Origin of the sequence: Pseudomonas sp. MYb60 (assembly GCF_002979555.1) — a bacterium.
Taxonomy (GTDB): Bacteria; Pseudomonadota; Gammaproteobacteria; order Pseudomonadales; family Pseudomonadaceae; genus Aquipseudomonas.
The window spans coordinates 32,443-50,211 of the sequence record NZ_PCOZ01000021.1 but is presented as its reverse complement, the minus strand read 5'-3'; the positions used below and the strand labels follow the sequence as shown (position 1 = coordinate 50,211).

The window sequence follows — 17,769 nt, the reverse complement described above, 5'->3', positions numbered from 1 at the left end:
GCTCCTACAGGGGGTTGTGTTCCTTGTAGGCTTTTAGCGCCTTGAGCCGTTCGCGCTTGAGTGCCTCGCCCAGTTCCGGGCCTTTGAAACCCTTCTCCAGTAACGGTGCAACGGCCACTTCGCGTGCCGCCTTCGCTGCGCCGCGCAAATAGTCCGCCTGTGGATAACTTCGCTGCTCAAAACCCTTGCGGCCCCGCGCATCCATTTCACAGGCGACCACAAACTCTTCAAACCGCTGCGGCCGGCGATACACGTCAAAACTCTGCAGCAAGTCCAGCAGCGTCGAGGCTTTCAGCTCCAGAGCGCGATGGCCGTGCGTGTGATACTGGCCCACCAGCAGGGCCAATTCCTGGCAATCCTTCGGCACTTTGAAGCGTTCGTTGACCGCCTTTATCAGCTTCAGCCCTTTGAATTCGTGGGCAATATGCTGCGGCAACTTATCCACAGGCGTCAGGCCCTTGCCCAGGTCATGCAGCAGGCAAGCCCAGCGCACAGTCAGCGGCTGTTTATGCACAGCGCTTTGTTCCAGCACGCTCAGGGTGTGTACGCCCGTGTCGATTTCGGGGTGATGGGCCTCGGGCTGTGGCACGCCGAATAGAGCGTCCACTTCCGGCATCAGGGTCTTCAGGGCGCCGCAGTCACGCAGCACCTGGATGAACACCTGGGGCTGGTCTTCCATCAGTGCACGGGAGATTTCCTTCCAGCTGCGCTCCGGCGTCAACGCTTCCAGCTCTCCCGATTCGCTGAGTTGGCGCATCAGCTCCAACGTTTCAGGCGCCACGCGAAAGCCCAGCGAGGCGTAACGTGCGGCAAAGCGGGCAACACGCAGGACCCGTAGAGGATCTTCGGCGAACGCGGGCGAAACGTGGCGCAAAATGCGCGCCTCGAGATCGCGTTGGCCGTGGTAGGGGTCGGTCAGGTTGCCGTCGTCGTCTTCCGCCATGGCATTGATGGTGAGGTCGCGGCGGATCAGGTCTTCTTCCAGCGTGACGTCCGGACTGGCATGGAACACAAAACCGCCGTAACCCCGGCCACTTTTGCGTTCAGTCCGGGCGAGCGCGTATTCATCGCCGTTTTTGGGGTCGAGGAATACTGGAAAGTCAGCGCCCACCGGCTTGTAGCCCTTGGCGAGCATCTCTTCGGCCGTTGCGCCCACGACAACGCGGTCGATATCGGTGACCGGGATGCCCAGGAGGCGGTCCCGTACCGCGCCGCCGACTGTATAGATTTTCATGAAAAAGCCTCCATTAGCGGCACAGGATACCGCCTGCGCCTGACCAATGGAGGCTTTGCTGTTTCAGAGGTGAACGACGGCCAGGTCCAGGCGGCCGTAGTCGTTGTCGTTGTGATCGCTGCGCGGGGGAACGTGATGGGTTTTCATCACTTGATCGCCCTGCAAGGTTTCCAGGTGTATGTCGAAGCCCCACAGCCGGTGCAGGTGCTTGAGCACTTCTTCAGTGGATTCGCCCAGCGGTTTGCGGTCGTGCTGCTGGTGACGCAACGTCAGCGAGCGGTCGCCCCGCACGTCGATGCTGTAGATCTGCACGTTGGGTTCGCGGTTGCCGAGGTTGTACTGGGCCGCCAGGGTTTCGCGGATGGTGCGATAGCCCGGCTCATCATGGATTGCCGGGACCACAAGGTCGTCCTTGAGGTCGTCGTCGAGGATGCTGAACAGCTTGAGGTCACGGATCACCTGGGGTGACAGGTACTGCAGGATGAAACTCTCATCCTTGAAGCTGCTCATGGCGAACTTGATCGTCGACAGCCAGTCGCTGCCGGCAATCTCCGGGAACCAGCGGCGATCTTCTTCGGTGGGGTGTTCGCACATCCGCCGGATGTCTCGGTACATGGCAAAGCCCAGCGCGTAAGGGTTGATGCCGTTGTAGTAGGGGCTGTCGAAGCCGGGCTGGAAAACCACGCTGGTGTGGGAAGTGAGGAACTCCATCATGAAGCCGTCGGTGACCAGGCCCTCGTCGTAGAGGTCGTTCATCAGCGTGTAATGCCAGAACGTTGCCCAGCCTTCGTTCATCACCTGGGTCTGGCGCTGTGGATAAAAATACTGAGCGATCTTGCGCACGATACGCACGATTTCCCGTTGCCACGGCTCCAATAACGGTGCGTGCTTTTCCAGAAAATACAGGATGTTTTCCTGAGGTTCGGCGGGGAAGCGCGCATTGTCCTTGTCGCTGTTCTTGCCGGCTTTTTTCGGAATGGTGCGCCACAGGTCGTTGATCTGTTTCTGCAGGTGCTCCTCACGCTCCTTTTGGCGCAGGCGTTCTTCCTCGGCAGAGATCGGGTAGGGGCGCTTGTAGCGGTCCACACCGTAGTTCATCAGGGCGTGGCAGGAGTCGAGCAGGTCTTCCACTGCATCGATGCCATGGCGCTCCTCGCACTGCATGATGTACTGCTTGGCGAACACCAGGTAATCAATGATCGAACTGGCATCGGTCCAGGTACGGAACAGGTAATTGCCCTTGAAAAAGCTGTTATGGCCATAGCACGCGTGAGCCACGACCAGTGCCTGCATGCAGATGGTGTTTTCTTCCATCAGGTACGCGATGCATGGGTCTGAATTGATCACGATCTCATAGGCCAGGCCCATCTGGCCACGGCTGTAGGATTTCTCGGTACTGAGGAAGTGCTTGCCGTAGGACCAGTGGTGATAGCCCAGGGGCATGCCCACTGACGCATAGGCATCCATCATCTGTTCGGCCGTGATCACTTCGATCTGGTTGGGGTAGGTGTCCAGGGCATAACCCGCCGCAATGCGGCTGATTTCCCGGTCATAGGCCTGGATCAGTTCGAAGGTCCACTCGGACCCCGTGGAAATCGGTTGGCGTCTTTGCTCTTTTTTGGCGGTCATGTCACTAACCTGCGCTGGAAGAGTTCACGGAAGACCGGGTAGATATCGCCGGCCGAGACCAATTGCTGTTGGGCGAACGTGTCGGCAAAGGCTTCGCCGATGCGCTCGTATTCGAACCACAGGGCCTGGTGCTCACGGGGGGTGATCTCGACGTACGTGTAGTACTGCACGAACGGCATGATCTGGTTGATCAGGATGTCACGGCAGATAGGCGAATCGTCGTTCCAGTTGTCGCCGTCCGAAGCCTGGGCGGCGTAGATATTCCATTCATTGGCCGGGTAGCGCTCGGCCATGATTTCCTGCATCAGCTTCAAGGCGCTGGAGACGATGGTGCCGCCGGTTTCCCGTGAGTAGAAGAACTCTTCTTCGTCGACTTCCCGGGCGCTGGTGTGATGGCGGATGAAAACAACGTCGATCTTGTCGTAGTTGCGCTTCAGGAACAGGTACAACAGGATGAAGAAACGCTTGGCAATGTCCTTGGTGGCCTGGGTCATGGAGCCGGAAACGTCCATCAGGCAGAACATCACTGCCTTGGAGCTGGGGTTGGGCTGTTTGACCAGCAGGTTGTATTTCAAGTCGAACGTATCGAGGAAGGGCACACGGTGAATGCGCGCGCTGAGCTTCTCGATTTCCGCTTCGATGTCCTGAATGTCGCCGAAGTTGTCTGGTTCTTCGCGCTTCAGCCGCGCCAACTCTTCCTTCGCCTCCTTGAGTTTGGCACGACTGCTGCCGGACAGTGCAATACGCCGTGCGTGCGCTGAGCGCAGGGTACGAATGATGTTGATGCGGGACGGATTGCCCTCGTTGCTGATGCCCGCGCGTACCGTCTTGAAGGTGTCGGTGCCAGTGAGGTTGCGTTTGACCAGGTTGGGCAGTTCCAGGTCTTCGAACATGAATTCGAGGAATTCCTCCTGGGTGATCTGGAACACGAACTCGTCCATGCCCTCGCCGGAGTTGCCGGCCTTGCCCGGGCCTTTGCCGCCGCCACCCCCTTGAGGGCGCTGGATATGTTCGCCGGTGGTGAATTCCTTGTTGCCAGGGTGAACGACGGTCTGCTTGCCGCCCCGACCGTGATGCAGCACCGGCTCGTCGATGTCGCGTCCGGGAATACTGATCTGTTCGCCATGCTCCATATCGGTGATGGAACGGCGGCTGACGGCTTCTTCCACCGCCTTTTTAATGTGGTCACGGTAACGCCGCAGGAAACGCTGGCGGTTTACCGTGCTCTTGTTCTTGCCATTGAGGCGTCGGTCGATCACATAGCTCATGGGCCCCTCCGGGGAGCTTCAAGTCGTAAGCATCAAGCTGCAAGCAAGAGCGGGAAGGCTGTTACTTGCAGCTTGTCGCTAGATGCTTGCAGCTGCGCTCTTACTGCGATTTCCGGACCCGTAGGTACCATTCCGACAGAAGCCGTACCTGTTTGTCGGTGTAGCCACGCTCGACCATTCGTGTGACGAAGTCGTTGTGTTTTTGCTGATCCTCCTTGCTGGCCTTGGCGTTGAAGCTGATGACCGGCAGCAGATCCTCGGTGTTGGAGAACATTTTCTTCTCGATGACCACCCGCAGCTTCTCGTAGCTGAGCCAAGTGGGGTTCTTGCCATTGTTGTTGGCACGCGCACGCAGCACGAAGTTGACGATTTCGTTACGGAAATCCTTCGGATTGCTGATGCCGGCGGGTTTCTCGATTTTCTCCAGTTCCTCGTTGAGGGCCACGCGGTTGAGGATCTCGCCGGTTTCCGGGTCGCGGTATTCCTGATCCTGGATCCAGAAGTCGGCGTAAAGCACGTAGCGGTCGAAGATGTTCTGGCCGTATTCGCTGTAGGACTCCAGGTACGCGGTCTGGATTTCCTTGCCAATGAACTCGATGTAGCGCGGCGCCAGGTATTCCTTGAGGAAGCGCAGGTAGCGCTCGCGGGTCTCGGCCTGGAATTGTTCCTGTTCGATCTGCTGTTCCAGCACATACAGCAAGTGCACCGGGTTGGCGGCGATCTCGTGAGGGTCGAAGTTGAAGACCTTGGACAGGATCTTGAACGCGAACCGCGTCGACAGACCGTTCATGCCCTCATCAACGCCCGCCGTGTCGCGGTATTCCTGGATCGACTTGGCCTTCGGATCGGTGTCTTTGAGGTTTTCACCGTCGTACACGCGCATCTTCGAATAGATGTTCGAGTTCTCCGGCTCCTTGAGGCGCGAAAGCACGGTGAACTGCGCCAGCATTTTCAAGGTGTCAGGCGCGCAATGGGCCTTGGCCAGGGAGCTGTTGAACAGCAGCTTGTCGTAGATCTTGATTTCATCGCTGACCCGCAGGCAGTACGGCACCTTGACTATGTAGATCCGGTCGATGAAGGCTTCGTTGTTCTTGTTGTTGCGGAAAGTGTGCCATTCCGATTCGTTGGAGTGAGCCAGCAGGATCCCGGTGAACGGAATCGCGCCCAGGCCCTCGGTGCTGTTGTAGTTGCCTTCCTGGGTCGCGGTGAGCAGTGGGTGCAGCACCTTGATCGGTGCCTTGAACATCTCCACGAATTCCATCAGGCCCTGGTTGGCCCGGCAAAGCGCGCCCGAGTAGCTGTAGGCGTCGGCGTCGTTCTGCGGGAATTCTTCCAGTTTGCGGATATCGACCTTGCCCACGAGCGCCGAGATATCCTGGTTGTTCTCATCCCCCGGTTCGGTCTTGGCCACGCCAATCTGGTTGAGGATGGACGGGTAGAGCTTGACCACGCGGAACTGGCTGATATCACCACCGAACTCGGCCAGGCGCTTGGTGGCCCAGGGCGACATGATGGTGTTGAGGTAGCGGCGTGGGATGCCGAAGTCTTCTTCGAGGATCGCGCCATCTTCGGTGGCGTTGAACAGGCCCAGAGGCGACTCGAAGACAGGTGATCCCTTGATCGCGTAGAAGGGCACCTTCTCGATCAGCTGTTTGAGTTTTTCGGCCAGGGACGATTTACCACCCCCGACGGGGCCGAGCAGGTAGAGGATCTGTTTCTTCTCTTCCAGGCCTTGGGCGGCATGGCGGAAGTAGGAGACGATCTGGTCGATGCATTCTTCCATTCCATGGAAGTCTTCAAAGGCCGGATAGCGGCGAATCACCTTGTTGGAAAATATTCGCGACAGGCGCGAGTTGTTCGAGGTGTCTACCAGCTCCGGCTCACCAATTGCCAATAGCAGGCGTTCGGCGGCAGACGCATAGGTACTGCGGTCCTGTTTGCACAGCTCGAGATACTCTTGCAGCGTGAGTTCTTCCTGCTGTGTGGACTCGAAGCGTTGTTGGAAGTGGCTAAAAATACTCATGACGTCGTCACCTCGCTCGATACGTGGAGCCGACGCCGGATCAATCAGTCGATGCTGGCAGTCATTGACGATCGCCAATGGCCGTTTTCCCCCCAGAACACCCTAAACGCTACCGATGACCCGCACGCCGGTGTACCGGCTCTCCCCTGATTCGGATGGCCTGCGCTTAAGGATAGTTCGGAATCCGGGAGGTCAAGGCGGGATGCGCAATTAGTTTGGCTGCGCCGTTCGTCAGAAACGGCGCGAGCCCAAGCGTCACGCGGGATAGCGGGGAGTGAAAAAAATTATTGCGAATCGCCTGAGGAAATTTCCGAAGGGTAGCTCGCACGCCAGAGTTCGAAGCCGCCGTCCAGACTGTAGACGTCCGAGAAGCCCTGGCTGATCAGGTAGGCAGCCGCACTCTGGCTGGAGTTGCCGTGGTAGCAGGCGACGATGACGGGCGCATCGAGGTCGGCGGCACGGATGAAATCGGCGATATTGTGGTTGTCCAGGTGCTGGGCGCCACTGATATGGGCCGCTGCATACGTTGGCTGGTCGCGGATGTCGACCACCACTGCGCCTTGCTCGCGCAGCGCCTGGGCTTGTTCGGGGGGAATGCGTTTGAATTCGCTCATGGGGGCTCCTAGGGCTTGGCGGCCGGCAAGGTGACGGAAAGGGGGGATTCGCACTGGCAGCTATGGCGCTCGCCGGTGTCGATGTTCATCAGGGTCATGGCACCGCCCCATACGCAACCGGTGTCGAGGGCGTGGACGCCGGGCTCAGAGCACTTGCCCTCGAGCGCTGCCCAGTGGCCGAAGATGATCTGGGTGTCGCGGGTCTTGCGATCCTTGTGCGCGAACCACGGCTTGTAGCCTGGCAGTGCGGTGTCGACGCCTTCCTTGCTCTTGAGGTCCAGCTTGCCTTCGGCGGTGCAGAAACGCATGCGCGTGAAGTAGTTGGTGATCACCCGCAGGCGCGTGACGCCAGTCAGGTCATTGTCCCACTTGGCCGGTTCGTTGCCGTACATGCCGTCGAGGTACGCGGTGTAGAGTTTGTCGTCGGCCAGGGCGGTTTCAACTTCGGCAGCACACTTGAGGGCTTTCTTCAGCGACCACTGAGGCGGGATACCGGCGTGGACCAGGGCGATGTCGCGGGCTTCGTCGTAATGCATGAGCTTTTGCCGACGTACCCAGTCGAGCAATTGCGAGCGGTCCGGGGCCTCGAGGATTTCCCTCAGCGTATCACCCTTTTTCAGACGCTCGATGTTATTGCCGGCCGCCAGCAGGTGCAGGTCATGGTTGCCCAATACGCACACCAGGGATTCGCGCAGGCTATATAAGTAGCGCAATGTTGCCAGCGAGGCCGGGCCGCGGTTGACGAGGTCTCCCACCAGCCAGAGACGATCCGTTGCCGGGTCGAAGGCCACGCGTTCGAGAAGGCACTTGAGGGGTTCCAGGCAGCCTTGCAAGTCGCCGACGGCATACGTCGCCATCAGTGCAGGGCTCCCGGCACGGCGAGACGGAAGGGGGCGATGATGGCGTCGAACGCATGGCCGTCGGTGGCCTTCATCTGATACGAGCCTTGCATGGTGCCGACCTTGGAGGTCATCACGGTGCCACTGCTGTAGGTGTGGCTGGCACCGCTGTCGATCAGGGGTTGCTGGCCGACCACGCCTGCGCCACGCACTTCCTCGACCTGGCCGTCACCGTCGGTGATCACCCAGTGGCGGGACAACAGTTTGGCCGGCACCAGCCCGTTGTTCTTCACCGTGATGGTGTAGGCGAAGGCGAAACGGTTCTGTTCAGGTTGGGATTGGTCCGCCAGGAAGCGGGTGACGACGCTGACGTCGATCTGATAGCGGGGATCGGACATGCGAGAGGCCTTAAAAAGCAAAAGCGGAGGACAGCAGATGCGGGTCAGTCTAGGCCAAGAGCAGGGCACTAGGCCAGACATGTGTCTGGCCTCTGTAGGAGCAAGCACGCTCCCGCAGGTTATTCCGCGGCAGGGGCGGGCTGGATGGCGAGCTGATCGGCCAGGCGCACGAAGGCGGCCAGGTCCAGTTGCTCGGGGCGCAGGCTGCCATCGACGCCGGCGGCTTCGATTTCAGCAGTGCTCAGCAGGGCCTTGAGGGTGTTGCGCAAGGTCTTGCGGCGCTGATTGAAGGCTTCGCGCACGACGCGCTCCAGCAACTTGTGATCTTTGGCCGGGTGCGGCAGTACGGCGTGGGGCACCAGGCGCACGATGGCCGAATCGACCTTCGGCGGCGGGTTGAACGCACCCGGGCCGACGTTGAACAGGTGTTCTACGCGGCAGTGGTACTGAACCATGATCGACAGACGGCCCCAATCACCCCCCCCCGGGCCCGCAGCCAGACGCTCCACCACTTCCTTCTGCAGCATGAAGTGCATGTCGCGGATGATCCCGGCGTTGTTCAGCAGGTGGAAAATCAGCGGCGTGGAAATGTTGTATGGCAGGTTGCCCACCACCCGCAGGCTGTTGGGCGCTGCGTTGAGGCTGTTGAAGTCGAACTTCAGCGCGTCGCCCTGGTGCAGGTTGAAGTTCGACTTGCCGGCGAACTGCTGGTTGAGGATCGGGATCAGGTCCTTGTCCAGCTCAACCACGTCCAGCTGACCGCCACTGGCCAGCAGGCCTTGGGTCAGTGCGCCCTGGCCCGGGCCGATTTCCAGCAGGCGGTCTTCAGGCTTGGCGTGGATGGAGCGCAGGATGCGGTCGATCACGCCGGCGTCGTGCAGGAAGTTCTGCCCGAAACGCTTGCGCGCCCGGTGTTGGTAATGCTCGGTCATATACGGGTCTCGGCCATCTGATAGGCGGTTTCCAGGGCCACGTGCAGGCTGCCGGTATCGATCTTGCCGCTGCCCGCCAGGTCCAGGGCAGTGCCATGGTCGACGGAAGTGCGGATGATCGGCAAGCCCAGTGTCACGTTGACTGCGGCGCCGAAGCCTTTGTATTTAAGCACCGGCAGCCCCTGGTCGTGGTACATCGCCAGCACTGCGTCGCAGTGCTCCAGATATTTGGGGGTAAACAGAGTGTCTGCAGGCAACGGGCCACGCAGGTCCATGCCTTCTAGGCGCAGACGCTCCAGGGTTGGTTCGATGATGTCGATTTCTTCATGGCCCAGGTGCCCGCCTTCACCGGCGTGGGGGTTGAGCCCGCAGACCAGGATACGCGGTTGGGCAATGCCGAATTTGTCTCGCAGGTCGGCATGCAGAATGCGCGTTACGCGCTCAACGCGCTCAACGGTGATGGCATCCGCAATGTCGCGCAGCGGCAGGTGCGTGGTCACCAGGGCAACCCGTAGGCCGCGCGTGGCCAGCATCATCACGACTTGTTCGGTACGGGTCAGCTCGGCGAGGAATTCGGTATGCCCGGAAAAGGCGATGCCGGATTCGTTGATCACGCCCTTGTGCACCGGCGCTGTGATCATGCCGGCAAAGTCGCCGTCGATGCAGCCTTGCCCGGCACGGGTCAGGGTGTTCAGCACGAACGCGGCGTTGGCCTTGTCCAGTTGCCCGGCGACTACCTTGGCGGCCAGCGGAGTGTCCCACACGTACAGGCTGCCGGCAGGGGCCGGCAGGTCGGGCCAGTTGCCTGGCGCTACGTCCAGCAAATTGACAGCCACGCCCAGTTGCGCGGCCCGCTCGAGGAGCAGGTCGCGGCTGGTAATGGCGATCAGAGGGTGTGGCTGGGGGAGCGAGGCGAGCAGCAGGCACAGGTCTGGACCAATGCCGGCTGGCTCGCCGGGTGTCACCGCGAAACGCTGGGGTTTCACTGAACTGCCTGGTCGGTGCCTGTTTGCTCGGCGCCTGGCAGCTTGTTCTCTACGTAGGCTTCGTCACGGATCTGACGCAACCAGGTTTGCAGCTCTTCGTCGTATTTGCGGTTACGCAGTACGTTCAGGGCCTGTTGCTCGCGGGCCTGGTTGGTGTTGTCGGTGGCGCGACGGCCAAGGACTTCCAGTACGTGCCAGCCATATTGGGTCTTGAACGGCTTGGACAGCACGCCTTGCGGGGTGTCGGCCATGACCTGCTGGAACTCCGGCACCAGGGCTTTTGGGTCGATCCAGTTCAGGTCGCCGCCGTTGAGGGCAGAACCCGGATCTTCCGAAAAGCTCTTGGCCAGGGTCGCGAAGTCTTCACCGCCTTCAATGCGGTCGTAGATCTTCTGGGCCAGTTCCTTGGTTTGGGCTTCAGTACGGATTTCGCTCGGTTTGACCAGGATGTGACGAACATGCACTTCGTCTTTCAGCGAGGTCTCGCCGCCACGGCGCTCGAGCAATTTCAGGATGATGAAACCACCGGGGGTACGTGCTGGCTGGGTGATGCCGCCGACTTCCATGGCGCTCAGTTCGCGATCGAACGGAGGTGGCAGTTGAGCGGCTTTACGCCAGCCCATGTCACCGCCTTCGAGCGCGTTGTCGCTGCCGGATTGGGCAATGGCCATCTGGGCGAAGTCAGCACCGGCCTTTAGGCGATCATAGATTGCCTGGGTCTTGGCCGCCGCTGCGTTGAGCTGCTCGGAGTTGGCGCTGTCCGGCGTCGGGATCAGGATGTTGGCCAGGTGCAGTTCTTCGGAAAGCTGCATCTTGCCAAGGTCCGATGCCAGGAAGTTCTTCACTTCCTGTTCCGAGACCTGAACACGCTCGGCCACACGGCGCTGACGCACACGGCTGATGATCATTTCGCGGCGGATCTGGTCACGGGCGTCCTCGTAGGACAACCCATCGTGGGCCAGGGCGGCGCGGAACTGGTCGACGCTCATGTTGTTGCGCTGGGCAATGGTGCCCACGGCCTGGTTCAGTTCTTCGTCCGAAATACGGATGCCGGAACGGTCGCCGATCTGCAGTTGCAGGTTTTCGACGATCAGGCGCTCCAGCACCTGTTGGTCCAGGACGCTGGTAGGTGGCACGCCACCGCCACGCTTGGCGATGGTTTGCTGGACTTCCTTGACGCGTTGGTCCAGTTGGCTCTGCATGATCACGTCGTTATCGACGATGGCCACTACCTTATCCAGTTCTTGAACCGCAGCGTGTGCCGATGCGGTACCCAGGAACAGCGCGCCCAGCACGAGCGGGCGCAGACAATCAGAAAGCTTGGTCTTCACGTTCACGATAACCTTCAATGCCTTTGTCGAGGAAGCTCTCTACCTTGGCGCCGGTCAGGCCGCCGAGTCCTTTGAGGACGATCTGCAGGAAGAGCCCGTGGTCACCCTTTTCGTTAAGCGGGGCGATCTGGCTGTATTCGTCGTTGGAAACCCAGTAACGGTTGATGACGCGCAGTTTCCAGCAGCAGTTGTCGTACTCGAAACCACCGAAGGCTTCCAGGGTACGGTTGCGTGCATAGTCGTACTGCCAGCGGGTGATCAGGTTCCACTGTGGAATGATCGGCCACATCATCGAGAAATCGTGTTGTTGGATTTTGTAGTAATCCTTCACGTAGTTCGCGTCGCCTGGCTTGCCGTAGTCACCACCGAACTGCCATTTACCGGTCAGCTGGTTGTAGACCACCTGGTCGTTACGATAGCGGTAACCAACGTTGATGATCTTGTTCGGGTTGTCTTCCGGCTGGTAGTGCAACATCGCGCTACCGGAACGAGGGGCGTGCTCCTCGGTGTCCCAGTTGTAATCTGCGGTGGCACGCCAGTCGCGGTTGAAGCGGAACTCGTAGTCCAGGGCGGCCGGTGACACGTCGGAACGTGCATCGGCACGGTCGGCGGCCAGGATGCCCGGCAGTTGAACTTCACGATCCTTGAAGTACAGCGCCTGGCCGACGGAGACGCGCTGACGCTCGAAACCGTTCTCTTCGATCCAGCGGCTGGTCAAGCCCAGGGACAGCTTGTTCTCGTCGCCGATACGGTCCGCGCCGCTGAAGCGGTTGTCGCGGAACAGCGAGGCGTAGCTGAACGAGTATTCGCTGGTGTCGAATACCGGGATATCAGCCTGGTCCTTGTTCGGTACGTAAAGGTAGAACGCACGCGGTTCAAGGGTCTGGCGATAGTCTTTGCCGAACCAGTTGGTGTTGCGGTCGAAGTACAGGCCGCTGTCGATGCTGGCGACCGGAACCGCACGGTCCTGGGAGCTCTTGAACGTGCCGCCCGCGTAAGGGTTGGCAGCGGTTGCGGCAGCCTGGTCAGCAATGATCTGGTTCTTGCCGATGCTGTCCAGGTCCAGGTCGTACTTGGTGTAGACGTACTTGAGCGACGGCGTCACGAAGCCGTAGGTCCAGTTCATCGGGTACTCGACCTTCGGTGCCAGGTTCAGACGGGTGCCGTTGGCGCGGGTCAGGCCACGGACGTAGGTGTCCAGGCGAGGCTCGATCTGGCCGTCTTCATTGGTGAAGGTGCCGTTCTCCAAGTCACGTTCGAAGCGCACGGCCTCGGTTTCGTAACTGAAGTCAAAACCACCTGGATGGTACGGCAGTGTGCCGTTGAAGGTGATCTGCGGCAGTCGGTTGTACGGGGTGACCTGGGAAATCGTCGCCAGCTGGTAGGCCTGAAGGTTCAGGCGTGCCTGGAAGGTGTCACCGCGATACGTCACGGCGCCTTGCTGGTTCACGTAGTCGCGGCTCTCTACGCCTTCCTGGTTGGACTTGAGGTCCTGGAAGAAGTAAGGGTCGCTGATCGTGGTGTAGTCGACCTCGGTGAGTACGCGCGAATCCAGCCCGCCGCGGTGCTGCCAGTTGAGCATGTAGCGGGTTTTTTCGTAGTCGGACTGACGCTTGCGCTCGTCACTGTCGTCGTTCAGGTACGCGCCGCCTACCTGACCTTCGCTGGACTTGGTGAGGTAGCGGAATTCGCCTTCCATCATCAGGCCGCGCTTGGTCATGTATTGCGGGTACAACGTGGCATCGTAGTTCGGTGCCAGGTTGAAGTAGTACGGCGTGACCAGGGTGAAACCGGACTCGCCGCCGGAGCTGAAGCTCGGTGGCAGGAAGCCGGATTGACGACGGTCGTCGATCGGGAAATAGATGTAGGGGGTGTACAGGATCGGAATGTTCTTGATCCGCAACGTCGCGTTGGTGGCGGTACCGAAACCGGTGGCCGGGTTCAACGTGATGTTGTTGCCCTTGAGCTGCCAGGCGTTGCTGTCCGGCTCGCAGGTGGTGTACGTACCGTCCTTGAGACGGATGATCGCGTTTTCGGCACGCTTGGCGTACAGCGCGTTACCGCGGATGCGCGACTTGTGCAGCACGTATTCGGCGTTGTCGATCTGCGCCGCACCGGTGTCCAGCTGAACCTGGGCGTGGTCGCCGACGATCAGTGCACCGTTGTCACGCATGCGCACGTTGCCGTTCAGCTCGCCGCGGCTTTCGGCCTGGTACAGGCTGGCCTCTTCGGCCTCGAGCTGCATGCTGCCCTGGCGCATGACGACGTCACCGGCCAGCGTCGCGACCTGTTGCTCCTGCTCGTAGCGAGAGGCCTTGGCGCCGATGAAGGTCGGTGCATCGCTTTTGTTCGTCTTGTCGTTCATGCCAGGACGAATCGGCTCGATGTACGCACCACCGCAATACGGGCCGGTCTCGGCCAGTTGGGCGGCGGTCAGCTTGTCGCGAGGCACCCAGTCCAGGTGGCTGTAGTCGGCGCTGCGCGAACGCAGGCCACGGCCCTTGGATTCGGTGACCAGTGGCGTCTGCGGGCCGGCCTCGGCTTTGCCGCCAGCATCGGCTTGCGCCGTGCTTTCGGTGGAGCTGACGGCAGCGCCATCATGCACCGGGCGTGGTGGCAACGGGGTAGCGGCGGTTTTCGGCGCGCAATCCCAGGCACCCGAAGCAGAGACTGAGCAGTCATACTGTTCCGCGGCGACCACGAATGAGGTGGCGAAGGGTTGCATGGCCAGCAGACTGCCGGTTACCAGCAACGGAAATTTTCTACGAAACGCGGGGGATTTCAATGCCATCTTATTAGTCCGGGCTTCCTGCGTGCCATCTGCCCGCGGTTTGGGCCGCACGCCTCTCGATGGTCTGAAAAAGATGCGTGATAATAAAGCATGCCCCGCTTGACGGCTAGCGCCGTCGGAGACCCTTGTAATGCCCGAGCAAGATCTACGTTTACAACAGCTGGAAGTCTGGCTGGATGAGCAGTTGCCGATCCTTTTCAACGCTCAAGGCTGGGGTGCCGTACCCCCGGCCACATTGACCGCGGCCAGCAGCGACGCGAGTTTCAGGCGCTACTTCCGTTGGGAAGGAGGGGGTCGCACTTTCGTCGTGATGGACGCGCCGCCGCCCCAGGAAAACTGCAAACCTTTCGTCGATATCGCTCATTTGCTGGCGAAATCCGGGATAAATGTTCCGCAAATTTATGCAGAAGACCTGCCGCGAGGCTTTCTTTTGCTCAATGACCTGGGCAGAAAAACCTATCTCGACGTGATTGACGAACACAACGCCGATCAATTGTTCGCCGACGCCATCGATGCGTTGCTGGCTTTCCAGCAGTTGCCGATGGAGGCGCCGCTGCCCAGCTATGACGTCGCCTTGCTGCGCCGCGAGCTGGAATTGTTTCCCGAGTGGTACGTGCGTCGGCACCTGGGTGTCGAGCTGGATGCACAGCAACAAGCGCTCTGGCAACGTGCCAGTGACCTGCTGATCAACAGTGCCCTCGCGCAGCCCAAAGTGCTGGTGCACCGCGACTACATGCCGCGCAACCTGATGATCAGTGCGCCGAACCCTGGCGTGCTGGACTTCCAGGACGCGGTCTACGGCCCGGTGACCTACGACATCACCTGCCTGTTCAAGGACGCGTTCCTCAGCTGGCCGCAGGCTCGCGTGCGGGAATGGCAGCGCGGTTATTGGGCGCGGGCCACGCAAGCTGGCATTCCTGTGCAGGCGCAGTTTGACGATTTCCTGCAGGCCAGCGACCTGATGGGCGTGCAGCGCCACCTCAAGGTCATCGGCATCTTTGCGCGCATCTGCCACCGCGATGGCAAGCCGCGCTACCTGGCCGACGTGCCGCGTTTCTTCGCCTATATAGAAGCCGTGCTGGCCGAGCGTCCGGAACTGGCCGAGCTGGGTGAATTGCTGGCTACCTTGCGCCAGCCCGCCGAGGCGAATGTATGAAGGCCATGATCCTGGCCGCCGGCAAGGGCGAGCGGATGCGTCCGCTCACCCTGCACACGCCCAAGCCGCTGGTGCAGGCCGGCGGCAAGCGCTTGATCGAGTATCACCTGGAGGCGCTGGCCAAGGCCGGGTTCACCGATATCGTGATCAACCATGCCTGGCTCGGCCAGCAGATCGAACGCTACCTGGGGGATGGCGCCCAGTTCGGCTTGCGTATTCGCTACTCCCCGGAGGGCGAGCCGCTGGAAACCGGCGGCGGGATCTTCCAGGCCTTGCCGCTGTTGGGGGATGAGCCGTTCCTGGTGGTCAATGGCGATATCTGGACCGACTATGACTTCACCCAGCTCAAGCAGCCGCTGCAAGGGCTGGCCCATCTGGTGATGGTCGACAACCCGGCGCATCACCCTTCGGGCGGTGATTTCCACCTCGACCAGGGTTTGCTTCATGATGCCGCGGCCGGTGCCGATAACCTGACCTTCAGTGGCATCTCAGTGCTCGACCCGCAATTGTTCGCGGGTTGCAGCGCCGGTGCCTTCAAGTTGGCGCCGCTGCTGCGGGCGGCCATGGCCAAGGGTCAGGTAACGGGGGAACACATGACGGGACGCTGGATCGATGTCGGCACGCTGGAGCGTCTGGCGCAAGTCGAAACCTTGCTGGCAGCGGGTCAGTAACATGTGGTGGCCAGGGACGCTGATCGGCGCCGGGGCGGGCTTTGCCATTGCCAGCATTCCGGGGGCTTTGTTGGGCGCGCTGTTGGGCCAGGCGCTGGATCGTCGCCTGCAACTGCACAGTTGGGCGCAGTTGCGCGAGCGCCTGGGTGGGCGTCCGGCGTTGCGCAATGACGAACTGTTGTTTGTGTTGCTGGGTCGCCTGGCCAAGAGCAATGGCCGGGTGGCAGATGGGCATATCCAGCAGGCGCGCCACGAGATGCGCGCACTGGACATGACCGCCTCGGCCCAGCGTCGGGCGATTGCGGCGTTCAATCGCGGCAAATCCGGTTCCGACCGGGTGCGCGGTTATCTGCGTGTGCTCAAGGCACAGCCGCATGCTGCGGAGGGTGTGCTGCGTGCGTGCTGGCGGATGGTTTGGGCGGACGGCAAGGCCGATGATGCCGAGCGCGACCTGATCGACCAGTGGGGCAAGTGGCTGGGCTGGACACCGCAACAACTGAAAGCGCTGGCCGCGGATTTCACCCCGGAACGCAAGCCGCTGGTCAACCGAGCGGCTTCCTATCAAGACGCCATGCGCTTGCTTGGCGTGACGGCCACCACCGAACCCTCGGTGATCAAGCGCGCTTATCGTCGCTTGCTCAGCCGCCACCACCCGGACAAGATCGCCGGCAGTGGCGCGACCCCGGCGCAAGTGCGCGAGGCCACCGAGCGAACCCGCGAGCTGCACAACGCCTATGCCTTGATTCGCGAGCGCCGGGACTTTCGTTAGCGTTCACTTCTTCACGTTGATAACCCGCTCCCGTGAGGGAGCGGGCATCAGTATCTATGCGCTGACTGGCCCACCGCTCAGTCGGCGCTTGCTTGTGGGCTCAGCCAGCCGCGAATGCGTCGATACAGCTGCTCCTGCTCGGCATTGCTGTTGCCAGGCACGGTTTTGAGCGACACCTGCTTGTAACCCTCATTCTTCAACCGCTTGGCCGCCTGGGCGCGGTCCAAGGCGTTTTTGCGTGCCTGGGCGTTGTCCTGGTAGAAGACGTCGGCCGTGGGCAGCTTCAGGCCAGGCGCCAACTGTTGCACGTCGGGGTGGCGTCCGGCTGGCGTCTGCGCCGCGACCATGACCAGCTTCTGCACTTGGGACGGTTGCTTCTCGGTCAGGTAACGCGTCGCCCACCAGGCACCGGTGCCATGGCCGAGCAGCACCACGCTGCGTGCGCCCTGGGTCTGGGCGAAGGCTACGGCGGCGTCGATACGGTCGAAGATGCGCGAAGCGTCGGTCTTGTCCTGTTCATCCACCCCGGGTACCACCGAAGGATCGGTGCCCTCAGCCTCGGCGCTGGCGGCCTGCTCGATAGGTTTGTCAGCGGTGCTCGCCTCTTTGCTGCTGGTGTCGACGGTGGCCTGGGGGGCTTCCATCACGCGCGGCGGCAGGGTGTCTACGCTCACATCCGGCAGCGACAGGCTGAGGCTGCCCCAGTTGGCGTCCGGCAGCTTGCGCCGCAACGGGCCGATGGCTTGCGGCCAGTCAGCATTTTCGCCGGCGCCCGGTACGATGATCACCACGCCCTCGGGTTCGGCGCTGTTGGCCGGTTTCCACAGGGCAAGAAAAGAGTCGCTACCGGCCTGCAATTGTTGCTGTTCCTGCTGCGGGATCTTGCGCTCCAGGGCGCTGGCCTCTGCCTGGCTGCGTTCCAGCAAAGGCTGGCGTTCGACAGGTTTTTCAGCGGCCGGCGCAGGTTCATCGGCGGCCCGTACAGAAAAGGCACTGGTCAACAGCAGGGACAGGCACAATGCTGAGAGTGCCGAACGGTGATAAAAGGGCATCGTTGATTTCCGGCCAGAAGTGATTCCAGCAGCCTAATGGGTTGGTCAGTATTTGTCAGTGATGTGGGACGTGGAT

Annotated in this window: 15 protein-coding genes; 3 read left to right on the top strand and 12 right to left on the bottom strand. The window is 60.9% G+C overall.

Features of this window, described 5'->3' with window-relative positions:
* Positions 1 to 4: 4 nt before the first annotated feature.
* The 11 genes from CQ041_RS23355 to CQ041_RS23305 all read right to left on the bottom strand — a co-directional run bounded on the left by CQ041_RS23355 (position 5) and on the right by CQ041_RS23305 (position 14,045).
* The gene (locus tag CQ041_RS23355) at positions 5 to 1,234 is read right to left on the bottom strand and encodes a multifunctional CCA addition/repair protein (protein WP_105524759.1); all 1,230 of its coding nucleotides are present in this window, start codon (positions 1,232 to 1,234) and stop codon (positions 5 to 7) included.
* Between the two features lie 63 nt (positions 1,235 to 1,297).
* A complete protein-coding gene (locus CQ041_RS23350) occupies positions 1,298 to 2,863 on the bottom strand; it encodes a SpoVR family protein (RefSeq protein WP_105524757.1) in 1,566 nt (521 codons plus the stop codon).
* Positions 2,860 to 4,131, bottom strand: coding sequence for a YeaH/YhbH family protein (locus CQ041_RS23345; RefSeq protein ID WP_017739509.1), 1,272 nt, complete (start codon positions 4,129 to 4,131; stop codon positions 2,860 to 2,862). Before CQ041_RS23345 ends, CQ041_RS23350 begins: the two co-directional genes overlap by 4 nt.
* A 100-nt stretch (positions 4,132 to 4,231) precedes the next feature.
* Positions 4,232 to 6,154 carry a PrkA family serine protein kinase gene (locus CQ041_RS23340; protein WP_105524755.1) on the bottom strand — a complete coding sequence of 641 codons (1,923 nt, stop codon included), beginning with the start codon at positions 6,152 to 6,154 and terminating at the stop codon, positions 4,232 to 4,234.
* A 284-nt stretch (positions 6,155 to 6,438) separates the two neighbouring features.
* The gene (gene glpE, locus CQ041_RS23335; RefSeq protein ID WP_105524753.1) at positions 6,439 to 6,768 is read right to left on the bottom strand and encodes a thiosulfate sulfurtransferase GlpE; all 330 of its coding nucleotides are present in this window, start codon (positions 6,766 to 6,768) and stop codon (positions 6,439 to 6,441) included.
* A gap of 8 nt (positions 6,769 to 6,776) precedes the next feature.
* Positions 6,777 to 7,625, bottom strand: a complete 849-nt coding sequence (locus tag CQ041_RS23330) for a symmetrical bis(5'-nucleosyl)-tetraphosphatase (protein ID WP_105524752.1) — start codon at positions 7,623 to 7,625, stop codon at positions 6,777 to 6,779.
* Positions 7,625 to 8,005 (bottom strand): Co2+/Mg2+ efflux protein ApaG, encoded by a 381-nt coding sequence (gene apaG, locus CQ041_RS23325; protein ID WP_105524750.1) that lies wholly within the window; start codon positions 8,003 to 8,005, stop codon positions 7,625 to 7,627. The genes CQ041_RS23330 and apaG overlap by 1 nt, the downstream gene beginning before the upstream one ends.
* 119 nt (positions 8,006 to 8,124) lie before the next feature.
* A complete protein-coding gene (gene rsmA / locus CQ041_RS23320; protein ID WP_105524748.1) occupies positions 8,125 to 8,937 on the bottom strand; it encodes a 16S rRNA (adenine(1518)-N(6)/adenine(1519)-N(6))-dimethyltransferase RsmA in 813 nt (270 codons plus the stop codon).
* Complete coding sequence (pdxA, locus tag CQ041_RS23315) at positions 8,934 to 9,923, bottom strand: 4-hydroxythreonine-4-phosphate dehydrogenase PdxA (protein ID WP_105524746.1); 990 nt, start codon at positions 9,921 to 9,923, stop codon at positions 8,934 to 8,936. Before pdxA ends, rsmA begins: the two co-directional genes overlap by 4 nt.
* A complete protein-coding gene (locus tag CQ041_RS23310; protein WP_105524744.1) occupies positions 9,920 to 11,260 on the bottom strand; it encodes a peptidylprolyl isomerase in 1,341 nt (446 codons plus the stop codon). The genes pdxA and CQ041_RS23310 overlap by 4 nt, the downstream gene beginning before the upstream one ends.
* The gene (locus tag CQ041_RS23305) at positions 11,235 to 14,045 is read right to left on the bottom strand and encodes an LPS-assembly protein LptD (RefSeq protein ID WP_105524742.1); all 2,811 of its coding nucleotides are present in this window, start codon (positions 14,043 to 14,045) and stop codon (positions 11,235 to 11,237) included. The genes CQ041_RS23310 and CQ041_RS23305 overlap by 26 nt, the downstream gene beginning before the upstream one ends.
* Positions 14,046 to 14,175: 130 nt before the next feature.
* Here CQ041_RS23305 and CQ041_RS23300 point away from each other — a divergent pair, with 130 nt between their 5' ends.
* Genes CQ041_RS23300 through CQ041_RS23290 form a run of 3 tightly spaced genes read left to right on the top strand, consistent with a single transcriptional unit; the run spans position 14,176 to position 16,641 of the window.
* On the top strand, positions 14,176 to 15,201 hold the full coding sequence (locus CQ041_RS23300; RefSeq protein WP_105524740.1) for an aminoglycoside phosphotransferase family protein: 1,026 nt from the start codon (positions 14,176 to 14,178) through the stop codon (positions 15,199 to 15,201).
* Positions 15,198 to 15,872, top strand: a complete 675-nt coding sequence (gene murU / locus CQ041_RS23295; RefSeq protein ID WP_105524738.1) for an N-acetylmuramate alpha-1-phosphate uridylyltransferase MurU — start codon at positions 15,198 to 15,200, stop codon at positions 15,870 to 15,872. The genes CQ041_RS23300 and murU overlap by 4 nt, the downstream gene beginning before the upstream one ends.
* A gap of 1 nt (position 15,873) precedes the next feature.
* Positions 15,874 to 16,641, top strand: coding sequence for a TerB family tellurite resistance protein (locus tag CQ041_RS23290; RefSeq protein ID WP_105524736.1), 768 nt, complete (start codon positions 15,874 to 15,876; stop codon positions 16,639 to 16,641).
* A 77-nt stretch (positions 16,642 to 16,718) separates the two neighbouring features.
* On the opposite strand, the gene CQ041_RS23285 is transcribed toward CQ041_RS23290, so the two are convergent.
* Complete coding sequence (locus CQ041_RS23285; RefSeq protein WP_105524734.1) at positions 16,719 to 17,693, bottom strand: alpha/beta hydrolase family protein; 975 nt, start codon at positions 17,691 to 17,693, stop codon at positions 16,719 to 16,721.
* Positions 17,694 to 17,769 lie beyond the last annotated feature (76 nt).